Origin of the sequence: Nordella sp. HKS 07 (assembly GCF_011046735.1) — a bacterium.
In the GTDB taxonomy this organism is placed as follows: Bacteria; Pseudomonadota; Alphaproteobacteria; order Rhizobiales; family Aestuariivirgaceae; genus Taklimakanibacter.
Genome location: NZ_CP049258.1, coordinates 1,892,902 through 1,906,097, shown reverse-complemented (window position 1 = coordinate 1,906,097; position 13,196 = coordinate 1,892,902). Strand labels below are relative to the sequence as shown.

The 13,196-nt window shown below is 61.3% G+C and carries 11 protein-coding genes; 3 read left to right on the top strand and 8 right to left on the bottom strand.

The window, feature by feature from the left end:
- Positions 1 to 7: 7 nt before the first annotated feature.
- The 5 genes from G5V57_RS08945 to G5V57_RS08925 all read right to left on the bottom strand — a co-directional run bounded on the left by G5V57_RS08945 (position 8) and on the right by G5V57_RS08925 (position 7,411).
- Entirely contained in the window at positions 8 to 1,540 is a 1,533-nt protein-coding gene (locus G5V57_RS08945) for a hypothetical protein (protein ID WP_165167166.1), read from the bottom strand.
- A gap of 11 nt (positions 1,541 to 1,551) precedes the next feature.
- On the bottom strand, positions 1,552 to 3,006 hold the full coding sequence (locus G5V57_RS08940) for a cytochrome c (protein WP_165167165.1): 1,455 nt from the start codon (positions 3,004 to 3,006) through the stop codon (positions 1,552 to 1,554).
- Positions 3,007 to 3,118: 112 nt separating this feature from the next.
- Positions 3,119 to 4,021 carry a hypothetical protein gene (locus G5V57_RS08935; RefSeq protein ID WP_165167164.1) on the bottom strand — a complete coding sequence of 301 codons (903 nt, stop codon included), beginning with the start codon at positions 4,019 to 4,021 and terminating at the stop codon, positions 3,119 to 3,121.
- The gene (locus G5V57_RS08930) at positions 4,002 to 4,955 is read right to left on the bottom strand and encodes a hypothetical protein (RefSeq protein WP_165167163.1); all 954 of its coding nucleotides are present in this window, start codon (positions 4,953 to 4,955) and stop codon (positions 4,002 to 4,004) included. Before G5V57_RS08930 ends, G5V57_RS08935 begins: the two co-directional genes overlap by 20 nt.
- Positions 4,952 to 7,411 (bottom strand): hypothetical protein, encoded by a 2,460-nt coding sequence (locus tag G5V57_RS08925; protein ID WP_206530235.1) that lies wholly within the window; start codon positions 7,409 to 7,411, stop codon positions 4,952 to 4,954. The genes G5V57_RS08930 and G5V57_RS08925 overlap by 4 nt, the downstream gene beginning before the upstream one ends.
- Before the next feature lie 272 nt (positions 7,412 to 7,683).
- On the opposite strand from G5V57_RS08925, the gene G5V57_RS08920 reads away from it, so the two are divergent.
- From G5V57_RS08920 to G5V57_RS08910, 3 genes are all read left to right on the top strand, one after another.
- Complete coding sequence (locus tag G5V57_RS08920) at positions 7,684 to 8,409, top strand: SDR family oxidoreductase (RefSeq protein WP_165173962.1); 726 nt, start codon at positions 7,684 to 7,686, stop codon at positions 8,407 to 8,409.
- A 123-nt stretch (positions 8,410 to 8,532) separates the two neighbouring features.
- Positions 8,533 to 9,516: a transporter gene (locus G5V57_RS08915; protein ID WP_165167162.1), complete on the top strand. Its 984-nt coding sequence runs from the start codon at positions 8,533 to 8,535 to the stop codon at positions 9,514 to 9,516.
- Between the two features lie 11 nt (positions 9,517 to 9,527).
- Positions 9,528 to 10,952, top strand: coding sequence for a DUF1254 domain-containing protein (locus G5V57_RS08910; protein WP_165173960.1), 1,425 nt, complete (start codon positions 9,528 to 9,530; stop codon positions 10,950 to 10,952).
- 42 nt (positions 10,953 to 10,994) lie between these two features.
- Here the strand turns inward: G5V57_RS08910 and G5V57_RS08905 are convergent, their stop codons facing one another.
- The 3 genes from G5V57_RS08905 to G5V57_RS34800 all read right to left on the bottom strand — a co-directional run bounded on the left by G5V57_RS08905 (position 10,995) and on the right by G5V57_RS34800 (position 12,941).
- The gene (locus tag G5V57_RS08905) at positions 10,995 to 11,408 is read right to left on the bottom strand and encodes a response regulator transcription factor (RefSeq protein WP_165167161.1); all 414 of its coding nucleotides are present in this window, start codon (positions 11,406 to 11,408) and stop codon (positions 10,995 to 10,997) included.
- A 70-nt stretch (positions 11,409 to 11,478) separates the two neighbouring features.
- Positions 11,479 to 12,306: a transglycosylase SLT domain-containing protein gene (locus G5V57_RS34805; RefSeq protein ID WP_371744754.1), complete on the bottom strand. Its 828-nt coding sequence runs from the start codon at positions 12,304 to 12,306 to the stop codon at positions 11,479 to 11,481.
- Positions 12,307 to 12,377: 71 nt separating this feature from the next.
- Positions 12,378 to 12,941: a transporter substrate-binding domain-containing protein gene (locus G5V57_RS34800; protein WP_256378652.1), complete on the bottom strand. Its 564-nt coding sequence runs from the start codon at positions 12,939 to 12,941 to the stop codon at positions 12,378 to 12,380.
- Between the last annotated feature and the right edge of the window lie 255 nt (positions 12,942 to 13,196).

The window sequence follows — 13,196 nt, the reverse complement described above, 5'->3', positions numbered from 1 at the left end:
CCTTCGCTCACAATGTCTTCAGATATTCGATGAGCTGCGTCTTCTCGGCCGGCGTCAGGCCCGTGCCATAGTCATGGCCGCGATTGCCGTTGCCCGGAAGGCGCGTATCGAAGAGGAAGTTGCTGGGGCAGGATGGCTCCACGCGGTCGGATATGAAACCCATCTTGTCGTGGTCATAGAGATCGCAACCGCGATAGAAGGTGACGCGCCGGTCCTCGGGGTGGGTGAGCAGTTCCGCGAGGTTGGCCACGGAGCCATTGTGCAGATAGGGCGCGGTGAGCCACAGGCCCGACAAGGGCCCGGCAATATAGCCTTTGTCCTTGATCATGTCCTTGCGTATGACGCCCATCTCGCGCGCCACGCGGTTGGCGCCATCGGCGTCTTCCTGCCGCCAGGTGTCGAAGCGCTCGCGATCGGTGCCGATATCCTCGATGGGAACGGTCTTGCCGTAATAGTGCCCGCCGGTCGCGTGGCAATCGGCGCAATAGGTCTTGAAGAGCTTGGCGCCGGCAAGAACGGCGGAATCCCGGGCATCGGGGGCCAGAGGATATCGGGGCGGCTTCTTGCTCTGCAGATAGGCGCGCAAATCGCGCATCTGGCTTTCGAAATGCGGCCCCGGCGGCGCGCCGAGACCAAGTGCTGAATCGGTGAGCACCGCGAGGGGATCGAGTGTTTCGCCCGCCCAGTTCATCGATTGTCCCTCGCGCACCGACAGATCCCAGATGGCCGGAAAATCCGCGTTGCCGGTGGTCTGGTCCTTGAGGCGATCGGCTTTGAGGAGGAAGAACTTGGTGAGATTCATCGGATCGTCGCGCCCCGGCCCCCAATCGGGCCTTCTCATGCCGGGGCGGAACTCATCCTGATCCATCCAGGCGAAGCCCTCCACCTGTTCGCGGATGCGGTCGCGCACGACCGGGATCAAGGCGTGATAGATCGCCCAGTCGTCGAGCCCCATCTTGAAGTTGCGCTTGATCTCATCCCACATCCCCTCGAAGCTGAAATTCTTGTCGTTGGCGGCGCAGCGCAGGAAGCGCAGGAATTCCTGCGACGCCGTGGTGTGCGAGGGGCCGGTCGGCACGATGACCGGCTTGTCCGCGACATTCATGCGATAGGTCGCCGTGTGGCAGATGGCGCAGGTCTGGGTGATGCGGTCGAAACCGAGCCGGCGCTTGGAGAAGCCGACCGGCAATTCGCGGCCTTCCTCCCAGGGCAGGCCGAATGCCCGATAGCCGCCGAGCTTGTTGCCGGGCAGGCACTGCGGAAAGACGCGCGGCATGACATAGAAGATGGGATAGGGAATGCCGCGCTCATTCTCGGCATTCAGCGAGCCATATTTGAACTGTTCCTCGGCGATGTTGTCCTGGCACCGGCTCGCCTGCGCCTTTTCGACATCGGCGCAAAGATTCTGCGGTTTGGGGCTGAAGAATTTCCAGTTGGCGTAGTAGAGGCCGGCGACGGCGAGGAATATGAGGATGCCCGGTCCGCGCAGGAATCTGAGACCCTTGTCTTTGATCAATGCGCCGAACGATTTCCAGGACATGGAGCGGCCTCTCAGAACGTCTTGAGATATTCGATGAGCGCGTCTTTGTCGGCGTCGGGCAGCGATGTGCCATAATCGTGGCCGCCATTGCCGTTGCCCTTGCATGTCGCGGCATCGCAGGTATCGCGGTTGTCGGGCGCGTTCGCCCCGCACTGCGCAAGCCCGGCCGCATTGGTGGCATAGCAGAAGAGCTGCGCCTTGGCGGCATCCGGAATCTGGTCGGGTCGCGACACGAAACCCAGATCGACTGGGTCATAGACCGTGTAGCCGCGATAGAACATCGCCGGACGGTCGGCGGGCTTTCTCAGGAGATCGCGCAGGCTGGGCACGGATCCGTTGTGCAGATAGGGCGCCCTCAGCCACAGGCCGTCGAGCGGCATGTTGGCGTAGCCGTCGCTCTTGCGGAAATTCTGAAAGCGCTCCTCGGCATTGCCGGCATAAAGCGTGCTCTGATTGAGCATGAGATCATAGGTATAATTGTCGAAGCGGTAACGGTCGGTGCCGATCTGGGCGATAGGCGTCGTCTTGCCGACGAACGTGCCGGTGAAGTCGGTGCCCGTGGCACCATGACAGTTGGCGCAGGCGCTTTCATAGAGAACCTTGCCGCGGGCGGCCTTGGCCGCATCGATCGTAACCTTCAAGGTCGTGGCGAAGTCGGGCGGCCGCGCAGTAAGCAGCCACTCCTCCATGCGCTTCACCGAAGCCCGGTCGAGCAGTGGAAAATTGGCGCCGGTGCCGAAGGCTGCCGAGCGGTTGCGCTCCTCGAGCTTGTTGTTGTTGCCGTCCCAGTGGAGCCACATTGAGCGCTTCTTGTCCTGCAGCCAGACGGATGGAAAGTCGACGACGCCGATCCGCTCATGCGCCGGAATGTTCTCGAACGGCCAAGCCATAAGGGCCTTGGCCGGCGAGAAGGTATCGAAGCGGCCCGGGCCGAATGCGGGCTCCGCCGTGGTGAATTCGAACCGCTTGCCGATGCCGATGATCAGGTCCTTCATCTGCTGGACACCGATGAAACGCAGCGCCAGGCGGTTGATGATGTCGATGTCGACCTTCTGGTTATCGATCGCTTTGAGGATGTCGTCGGCGGTGAAGCGCGGATCGTTGGCGATGGCCACGAGGAAATTCTGGAAGCCTTCGAGATCGACCGTGTTGGCGGGCATGCCGAGCACGACGAGGCGCTGGCCGCCAGGCGCCGGCGTTACGACGCCGGCATGGCAGGCGGCGCAATTCAGGAAGATGCGCTCGATCCCCATATAGTTGCGCAAGGTCGTGCCGATCGGCCGCGGCCGGCGCGGGTGCTCGTCCTTATCGGCGAAAGTCTCGCTGATGAAGCCGAAGGCGCCCCAGCCCTGATCCTCGCGACCCTTCGGCAGCTTGTCCTTGAAGAGGACCGGAAGCACCTCCCAGACCGGGAAGGGAATGCCGAAATTCTTGTCGCCGCCGGTCGAGCCATATTTGAACTGCATCGCGCCGGACGCGAAGCTCTCCGGCTCGTCGCGGCTGAGGCGCCAGCCGAAATAGACCCCCCCAGGACGACGAGTGCGAGAACGACTTGGGCGGTCCTGCGCCAGGTGAAGGTCATGGCAGTTCCGCCTCCTCGATCAGGCGCAACGCATCTTCCGAGCCGGTCAGTCCCGGCTTCCAGAGAAGTACCGGCTGGCGCGGCGTCTCCGGCGCGAAGACGCCCTGGGTCTCGAGCGTCTTGTCGGCGGGTACGCCGGATGCGATCAGCGCCAGGGGATCGCGATTGGGGATTTTCGGCTCGGTGACGGCAAGGCCCTGCGGAAAGGCCTTGGCCAGACTGTCGGCATCCTGACCGGCGAGCGCGTGTTTCAGTTGCGTCGCGACGAGAAGCCGATTGGCCCGCATCACCGATCTGGCGAACTGGTCGAGGCCATCGAAATCCTGATGGATGGCAAGTCCCTCGAAAGCCTTCGGCAGCGCCGCGACGACGCGCGGATTGGCATTCGTCTCGTCCCAGGGCGGCGCGGAGAAAATGGGGCTGCGGGCTTGATGGCAGGTGGCGCAGACATCCTCATTGAGCTCAGCCAAAGCGGGCCGGCCTTGCGGCCCGTAATCATCGACTTGCGCGAAGCGGAAGCGCCCCTCCGCCTCGTCGAACGAGATGATCTCGATGGCGCGGGCGGCCGGCTGATAGCCCATGAACAATCGGTCGCGCAGCCCGTGTCCAGGCGCGCCGTTGCCGATCACCGCCAGGATGATGCGGGGCGAGGCGAAAAAATCGGGATCAGCGGCGTAGCGTTGCAGCGAGCGGCCGAGCGGCACGAAGCCCAGCTGGATCTCGGCTCCCGTCCGCACTTTCAGATCCTCGATCAACCGGGCGAATGGATAGGGCAGCGAAAGAGCGCCATTATTGGCCGGATAGAGACGATCGAACGCGGTTCCGGCGATGGCGGTGCTCGCCATCACCGTAACGGTCAGCGCAGCGGGGCCGAGCGCTCTATTGAGCCGCCGCCACACCTTGCTCGCCCACCCAGCAATCTTCCGCGACGGGCTTGCCGTCCAGGAAGGCCTGAAGGCCATTGTCGGCGGTCTCCGCATCATAGACGGTGAAATTCAGGAGAAACACGCGGTTGGCATAAGCGCGTCCGAGATAGAAGCCGGGCCGCACCATACGGATCTCGTCGCGGATCATGAGGCCGCCGCGGCCTGCCAGCGCATCGGGCCTTTCCATGTAGCCCGGCAGATCGTGCGTATAGGCGTAATCGATGATGATCGATTCACGCCGGCCGTCGACGAGACTCTGGCCGCAATACAGCTTGGCGGGAAACAGGAGCCAGGCGGTGGTGCGCGGGCTGATGTAGGACAGGAGCCCCTGGCGTGGAATCTCGACCGTCTGGAGTTTGCCTGGATCGTCGATGAGCCCCTCGAGCGGCTTGAAATCCTCGATCACGTTGCGCAGTATCCGTTCGTCACGATAAAAGCGCTTGCCCTTCCACAAGGACCGCCCGAACTTCTCCAGCGCCTCGATCTTCGTGTCGGCGACGGTACCCAGGCCGCCATCGAGGATCTCACCGAGCCGGGTCCGCAAGCCCTTCTCGCCTTTTGCGAAAAAGAGATCGCCGCGCATGAAGCCATCCGGAATGGGGCCGGCGGTGAGCCGCGCATAGATCTGATCAATCTCTTCCTGACTCAGCGTTTTCAGATTCTCCGGCGTGATCTTGGCGCGATCGGCGAGGCTCAGCGGCAGGTCATGCTCGATCCTGGCGAAATCGACGTGGAACACCTTAATCGGGTTGTCGGGATCCTTGAGGGTAGTGTCGGTGAGCGGCGCGAAAGCAATGTCGGGCCGTTCGGGCGTATTCTCGGCGGGCGCGTGCCACAGATAAGCGAGGGCCGCGATGGCGAGAAGCAGCGCGACCCCGAGCGTGCTGATGAAATGGCGTGCCGTCATAGCGTGGCCACGAAAGCGATGAGGGCGTCTTTGTCCTCATCCGACAAGGTCTCGCCGAAGCGGTGGCCGCTGTTCTCGACGCGCCCGAGAATGTTGGAATAGAAGCGCTGCACGAACTTGTCACGGTCGGCGACGAGATCGATCACGGTGGGGCGATCCTTCACGATGGCCTCGAGGATCAGGCGCTGCAGGCCGTCCTTCAGATCGGCGAGTTGGTCCTTGTCGAGCAACCCGGCGTATTTCTCGTCGAGCTTGCCGGGATCGGTGCGGCGCAGCACGGCATCCTGGATGAGGTCCTTGAAGCGCAGGCTGTTGATGGCGAGCGCTGGATAGCCTTTTGGCACGCGCACACTGATCTCGATGCCGAGGAGCTTGTTCAGTTCCGGATTCTGTAGCTTGGGCGCGATGTCGATTATGATGTCGTCATCGAGGAGATGCATCTTGTCGATGCGCTTCTGCGGGTTGAGCAGGTCGCGCATCGAGGCGACATAGAGTTGGAAGCGGCCGTCGACGCTCGTGTCATAGGGAAGGCAGGCGGGCGGCGAGGCGAGGGGTTTGCCTTGCGAATCCACATAGGGTGAATCGTAGAAATCGAGCGCCTTGTCGTTCGGCTTTCCGCAGATCTCCGGGCCGATGGCGTTGTTGTGCATGAAGGGCGCATCCGCCCAGGCCGAGAGCAGCGACACATTGCGGTAATAGCCGCGCCCGGCGCCGGCCATGATTTCGGGCCGCGCCGGGTCGCGTGGGCGGTCCTTGAGATCCAAGGCGGCATATTGCTCCCAGACGCGGCTCGGCATGTGATTCGAATGCATGGCGCGCCCGGCATAGGTGCCGATCTCGCTCGCCGGCTCCACCGCGTCATTGCCCAGCCAATCGGCCCGCAAGGTCGGATCGCCCGGAACGGTGGCCAGGAAATCGGTATTGTCGAAAGGCGGCTTGCCGCTCGAATGGCAGCTCGCACATTGCCGCGCAAAGATGTCGCGGCCACGCTTCACCGCGCCGGGGAAAAACTGCGTGTCGAGCTGGGCTTCGAGTGCCGCGGGTGAAGCGAGACCCCGTGCTTTCCAGAGATCGCTCGGGCGGGCGGTGAGGAAGAACGCCTTCACATCGGGGAGGCGGTCCTCGATGGCGCGGAAGCTCGCGCAGTCGCGCCGGCATTGACCGATATCGAAAGGCGTCTGGCCGTAATTGCGCTGATTGGGATCAGCGGCGCGCAGATCCGGAATGTGGTTGAGCCAGCATTGCTCGGAGCACGAGCCGATATTGAAATAGACGCGCTGGATCGCCTCCTCCATGCCGATCGAATCCTCTCCGCCCTTGAGGATGTTCGGCACCAGCTCCTTCTTGGTCGAGCGCTCCCAGCATTTGCCGGGCTTGCCGGGCTCGCACCAGCATGTGTCGGCAGGAGCTCCCGCCGGGCAGGCCGATGCCTTGCGCCATTTCAGGACGTCATGCTCGAAAAGAGGTCGGCGCGCGAAATTGATGATCGAATTCATGGTGCCGGGATTGGAGACGTAATCCATCGGCAGCGCCGATGTGTCGACGATACCTGGCCTCGCCCTGGCGATAAGTTGCCATTCGAGCGCGTGCTTGCCGAAGCCCGAGCCCAGCAAGTTCGACACGCGGCTATATTGGTTGCCGACCAGGCCGTCGATATTCTCCCACAGAGGTTGGTCGGGATCCTTCGGCGGATTGCCGGGCTTGAATCCGATATGGCAGGCGCCGCAGGCCATTCCGATCCGGAAAGGCGGCTCGATGGAGCCGTCGAACAGGCGGTTGGCGCGCGCTGCCGCATCGGTCGGATAGGTTGATAGCGTGCCGCGATAGCCTTCCCAGGATTCGGGGCTGCCGTTGAGCTTGAGCCAGGCCTCCTTGTCGAAGCGCGGATTGGGGAATTTGCGCAGGCCCAGAATACCGGTCGAGGTGCCGAAATGGAGATCGCAAGAGCTCTGGCGCTGGTCGGTGCCCTGAGCCGGCGTGTCCTTCAGGTCGCAGGCCGGATCGCGATAGCCATATTTGCCGATGAATTGCAGAAGCGCATCATCGCCGGGACACCATTGGAAGCCATAGGTCTCGGCCAATGTCTTGGCCGGACAATCGGGTTCGCCCGGCACGCAGCAATCGGGATCGGGGATGCCACCCCAAGCCTGGAAGATGTCCTGCTTTTTCGAGGCGGCGAGAATACCGTACCAGTCGATCAGGCCGCCCAGGCGCTGCTGAAAACCGTAGGTGAAGAAGCGGTCGTTGAAAGCGGTGGCGTTGAACCAGATCTCGCTACCGACGCGTTCACTGTTCGAGAGCGGGGCCAGTTCGCGCGCATAGCCTTCGCTCAGGCTCGATTGCGCCTTGGCCGTCCCGACAATGCATAACAGAAAGACAACCCACAGCCATCCGTTCAGAAGCCGGACAGCATTGGATAAAGGCGGCTTGGTGCGATCGTCAGAGGGACAATACACGAAACACTCCCACGGCTGCTACACCGGTCGAATGCTTATCTGCCTTCCCAGAAACTCAGCAGTCGCTTAGCCCTCAAGCGGAAATTATACCTTGGATGTTGGGAACCCGCAATCGCTTGTTCCTTAACGTTCATCCCGAAGGCTGCGGAATGCGTCGTCGGCCGCTGCGCGTGACCGCTCCTTCATATTGATTCTGTTGTTTGATTCGATTGTGGTAAGCATGCCGGCCGACGAAGCCAGGGAGACGCGATTTGACCGAACTCAAAGTTGCGATGGTTACCGGAGCCGGTTCAGGGATAGGCCGTGCCGTGGCGAAGGGATTGGCCGAATCGGGTTATGCGGTCGTTCTCGCCGGGCGAAACAAGGATAAGCTCGAGGCGGTGAAGGCCGAGATAAGAGGCAAGTGCCTGGCGGTCCCGACCGATGTGGGGGATCCCGCCTCCGCCGCCCAACTCTTCGCGGAGACCCGGAAGGCCTTCGGCCGGCTCGATGTCCTGTTCAACAATGCCGGCATCGGCGCGCCGGCGGTACCTTTGGAAGATCTGACGCCCGCGCAATGGAAGGCCGTGGTCGACACCAATCTGTCGGGCGCCTTTTATTGCACGCAGGAAGCCTTCCGGCTGATGAAAGCGCAGTCGCCGGCGGGCGGCCGCATCATCAATAACGGCTCGATCTCCGCCCATGTGCCGCGGCCTTTGTCGGCGCCCTATACGGCGACGAAACATGCGATCACCGGCCTCACCCGTTCCACCTCGCTCGATGGCCGCAAATACAATATCGCCTGCGGGCAGATCGATATCGGCAATGCCGGCACAGAAATGACGGCGCGCATGAAGAGCGGCGTCCTGCAGGCTGATGGCACGACGAAGCCGGAGCCGACGATGGACGTCCGCCACGTGGTGAACGCCGTCGTCCACATGGCTTCCTTGCCGCTCGACGCCAATGTCCTGTTCATGACCGTGATGGCGAATGAGATGCCATTCGTCGGACGCGGATAAAAATAGCTCCAAGCATTTGATATAGCTAATTTTTATTCGATGGACCTTGGTCCAACTGGCCTCGGGACGGCTTCCCTTGCATAATCACCGCCATCGGGCGGAATGGGGAATCGGGGAAACGACATGTCCAGCACGATCGTGTCGAGAGGGCGTTCTATCGCTTCTATGGGAATTGCCGCAGCACTGGCTGCAAGCCTGGCACCCAAAGCTCATGCCGATGAAGGCGGTGTCGCCTTCTGGCTGTCGGGCCAGTTCGGCAGCCTCATTGCCATACCCGGCGCGCCGGGCTGGTCGGCAACGGGTCTCGCCTATTATTCATCGGTGAAGGCTGGTGGTGGTCAGCAGTTTCCGCAAGGCGGACAAGTTCATGCCGGGCTCGATGCGGATCTGAGCGTCATAGGCTTCGGTCCCGGCTACACATTCGATACGACGATATTGGGCGGGTCGCCTTCCCTCAGCGTGGTGGGGCTCGCAGGGAAAGTCAAAGCCTCGGCCGAAGCCACCTTGACGGGTCCGAATGGTGGTCAGATTTCGGGACAGCGCACCGACACGCTGGTCGGCGTCGGCGATCTCTACCCAATGGCGGCGCTCAGATGGAATGCGGGCGTCAACAACTTCATGACTTATGTGATGGGTGATATACCGGTCGGTGATTATCAGCCCGACCGCCTCGCCAATCTCGGCATTGGCCATGGCGCGATCGATGGCGGCCTCGCCTATACCTATTTCAACCCGCAATCAGGAAACGAATTCTCGATCGCCAGCGGTCTCACTTATAATTTTGAGAACCCGGACACCAACTACCAGAATGGCATCGACAGTCATTTCGACGTGGCCGCCTCGCACTTCCTGTCGCAGCAGGTTCATGTGGGCGCCGTCGGCTACTACTATCAGCAGCTCACGGGTGACAGTGGCTCAGGCGCCACACTCGGCGATTTCAAGTCTCGTATCTTCGGCGTCGGGCCGCAGATCGGCTATTTCGTCCCGGCCGGCGACATGCAGGGCTATGTGAATCTGAAAGGCTTTTACGAATTCGGCGCCGAGAATCGCGCGGAAGGCTGGAATGTCTGGTTGACATTGGCGCTGACGCCGAAAGCCGGCAAGTGACCGGCGTCGCTATGCCGTATGTGAAGAAAACTGTCATCGCCGCGCTGTTGCTCGTCCTCATGCCATTCGCGGCATCGGCACAGGATTTCTCCGCCGAGGAACTGGCCCGCCGTGCCATCGAGCGGCGCGCCGTGGAGGCGGTCATCTGGGGCATGCCGGCGGTCAATACCGACCTCATGCGTCAGGAGATGCTCAGCAAGACGAAGGGCAAGGAGAACCAGGTCATCTATTGGGGAAAGCCGCTCGACTGGCGCAATCAGACGCTCACCCCCAATCCGGATGCCATCTATTTCATGACCTTCGTCAATACAAAGGAGGTCGGGCCCGTCGTCATCGAGGTGCCACCCGCCAAAGGCGGCTCGCTCAACGCCAATATCGTGGATATCTGGCAAATGCCGCTCGAGGATGCGGGGGCTTTGGGCGCCGACAAGGGCAAGGGCGGCAAATATCTGATCCTCCCGCCAGGCTATGTCAAGAAAGCCCCCGGCGGATATTTCGTTCTGCGCCCCGGCACCTTCACCAGCTATGCGCTGATGCGTTCCAATCTCAAAAGCCATGAGCCTGCCAACGTCGAGAAGTCGGTCGCCTATGGCAAGCGGATCAAGGTCTATCCTTTGTCGCAGGCCGCCAAGCCGGCCCCGACCGTCTTCACCGACGTCCAGGACGTCATCTACGATTCCACCATCCGCTACGATCTGAGCTTCTTCCAGTCGCTGCATGGCATTATCCAGAGCGAGCCCTGGCTAGACCGTGACCGCGTCATGATCGACCAGCTCAGGACGCTCGGCATCGAAAAGGGCAAGCCCTTCAAACCCGATCAGCGGACCAGGGAGGCTTTGCAGAAGGGAATAGCGGAAGCAAAGGCCTTGCTCGCGGCCAGGTATGAAGAGTTCTTTCCACCCTTCTTCGAAGGCAGCCGCTGGGCGCTGCCGGCGGCGCAGGAATTCATGAAGGCGACCCAGTCAGGTTATAGCGATCCGGATCAATATCCAGTCGATTTGCGCGGACTCGCCTACACTTACGCGTATATCGGCATCAAAAGACTGGGCGCCGGTCAATTCTATCTGATGACGATCAAGGATAAGGACGGCAACAGCCTGGACGGTGGAAAAATGTACCGTCTCCATGTGCCGCCCGATGTGCCGGTCGAGCAATATTGGTCGGCGACCGCCTATGACCGCGATACGCATGCCTTGATCAAGAACATGGATCGCGCCAGCCGCGCTTCGAACAATACCGACATGAAGACGAACGAAGACGGCTCGGTCGATATCTATTTCGGCCCAAGCGCTCCGCAAGGCCAGGAACGCAATTGGGTGCCGACCGATCCGAAGCGCGGCTTCGAGGTGATGTTCCGCCTCTATGGTCCCACCAAGGCGCTGTTCGAGAAAAAGGCGTGGATGTTGCCCGATATCGAAAAGGTGAGCGCGCCGTGAATCGCGGCAACGCGGGCGATGTGATGTATTGAGGCCCTCCTTTCAGTGAGCGGCGTGATTGCGCTTGGCCGCCGTTTCCCCGGACTTCTTGTCCATGGCGCCATGAATGGCGGAAAGCAGGCGCTCTTCCTCGACTGGCTTTGTCAGATAGGCGCTGGCACCGTCGGCAAGACAGTCCAGCCGGCTTTGCGGACTGTCATGACCGGTAATCACGATCACGGAAATGGCGGGGTCGTGCTTGGCGATGTGGCGCTGCACGTCGCGTCCGCCCATTCCTGGCATGTGCAGGTCGATGATGGCGCAGTGCGGCCGGAAGCTCCGGCTGGCGGCGATGAACTCCTCGCCCGTGCCATAGGCGCGCACCTCGAACTTCGAAGCGCGCAGCAGACGGAACAGCGCGTTGCGGACAGAGGCGTCGTCATCGAGGACGCAAATGCGGATGCGAGGCTTTCCCATGTCCACCTAGGCCTAGCGCAAGGCGGCGGCGTATCCTAGTTGGACCTAGGGCCATCATCGCTGCTTGTGCTCACTTTTCCTGCGCCTCGACCCGTTCCACGGCGGCCTTGCGATCGGCCGAGATGCGGGCGGCGAGCGTGTAAGCGATATAATATTTGTATATATTACTTACATATTGCACCGTCTCGCGCCCGACTATGGCGGCGGCGCCATTCTCCACATTGCCGAACCACTGGTTGGCGTCGAGCCCCATTTCGGCGGCCTTGGCCCGGAATTTCCTGAGATTGCCAGGGCCAGCATTGTAGGCCGCGAAGGCGAAGAGGACCCGGTTGCGATCGTCGATACCCTCATCGGTGATGTAAGTGCCGATGAGATAACGCAGATATTTTGCCCCGGCATAGATGTTGCGGTCGGCGCTGCCGACAATGTCGTGCACGCCGACGCTCTTGTCGGCCGCTGTGCTGGGCAGCAGCTGCATCACGCCGACGGCGCCGCGCGGGCTGCGCTTGTTCTGGTCCAGCTCGGATTCCTGGTAACCCTGGGCGGCGATCAGAAAAAACTCGAAGCCGAACTCGTCGCCATAGCGGCGGAAGGCACTGGCCAGGGTCTCGTATCGCCTTTGTGCATCGACCGAGAGTGCCCGCCTCGCCATCTTCTCGCTGGTATAGTACCGCTTCCGCAGTATGTTCCCGAAAGTCGTACCGAGTTTGTGCGACGCAACGAAGGCGTCGGCCTTGGCCTTCAGCAGCGGACTGTTTTTGCGCATGGCCCAGGCGATCTCGCCATCCTGATTGACCGCAAGGTCACTGCGCACGGTGAGGTCGGGCAGCACCTTGGCCCAGATCTGCGCCTTATAGTCGTCGACCACCGCATAAGGCAGGAGTCCGGCGCTGACCATTTCCAGCAGGTCCTCGTCCTCGAGCGTCTCTTCGGCGGGAATGAGATTGACGGGTGTCTTGAGCGTGCCGTTCAGCGCTTGCAGATGTTCATAATAGCTGCTCGACTTGCGGACATAGAGATCGCGGCCGGCAAGATCCTCGATTTGCGCCAGGGACGGGGCTGCCGGGCCGTCACCAGAACTTCCTTGATATTGTCGGCGAAGGGACGGCTAAAATCGACAAGAGCCTCACGCGTCGAGGTGATCGTCAGGCCGCCGGCGGCGATGTCGCCAAGGCCTTGGGCGAGCGCCGGCAATAGCCGGTCGCGCGGCACGGGCACAAAAGCCACCCTGATCTGCTCGACCGCGCTTTTCTTTCCTTGATTCAGAGCTTTCTCGAAGGCTCGGCCAAGATCCACAGCCGTGCCAAATTCCTCGCCCTTGTCAATGAAGTAGATGGTCTTGTTGTAGGGCACGAGAATGCGCACGAGCCGGCGCTGCGCCATGACATCGAAGTCGCCAGTCCAGGACTTGCCCATATCCAGACCGTCAGGCGGGCCGGCCTCTTCAGCGCGAGTGGTGGTGGTGAAAATAGGAATGAGGGCGAGGAACAGGAAGAGTCCCGCCTGTACTAAGCGCATTGTGAAGCCGTTCATGATTTGCCGCCGTCGTGGATGCCTGAGCTTAGAGCAAATCCCGCCAAAGTCGAAGACTTTGGCGATAAGGATTTGCTCCAACATATTGAATTGGCGCCGAATCCTTTTCGACGAAGTGATTCCACTTCGCCGGGATGCGCGAGATCTAGCGCGCCAGGCGACACGCGAACAAGACATGTCGTTCGCCCCGGAATTCAACCAAATTTGAGGCGTTTGCACCAGTTGGACCAAGGCCCAGCCGGATTTGCTTCCCTG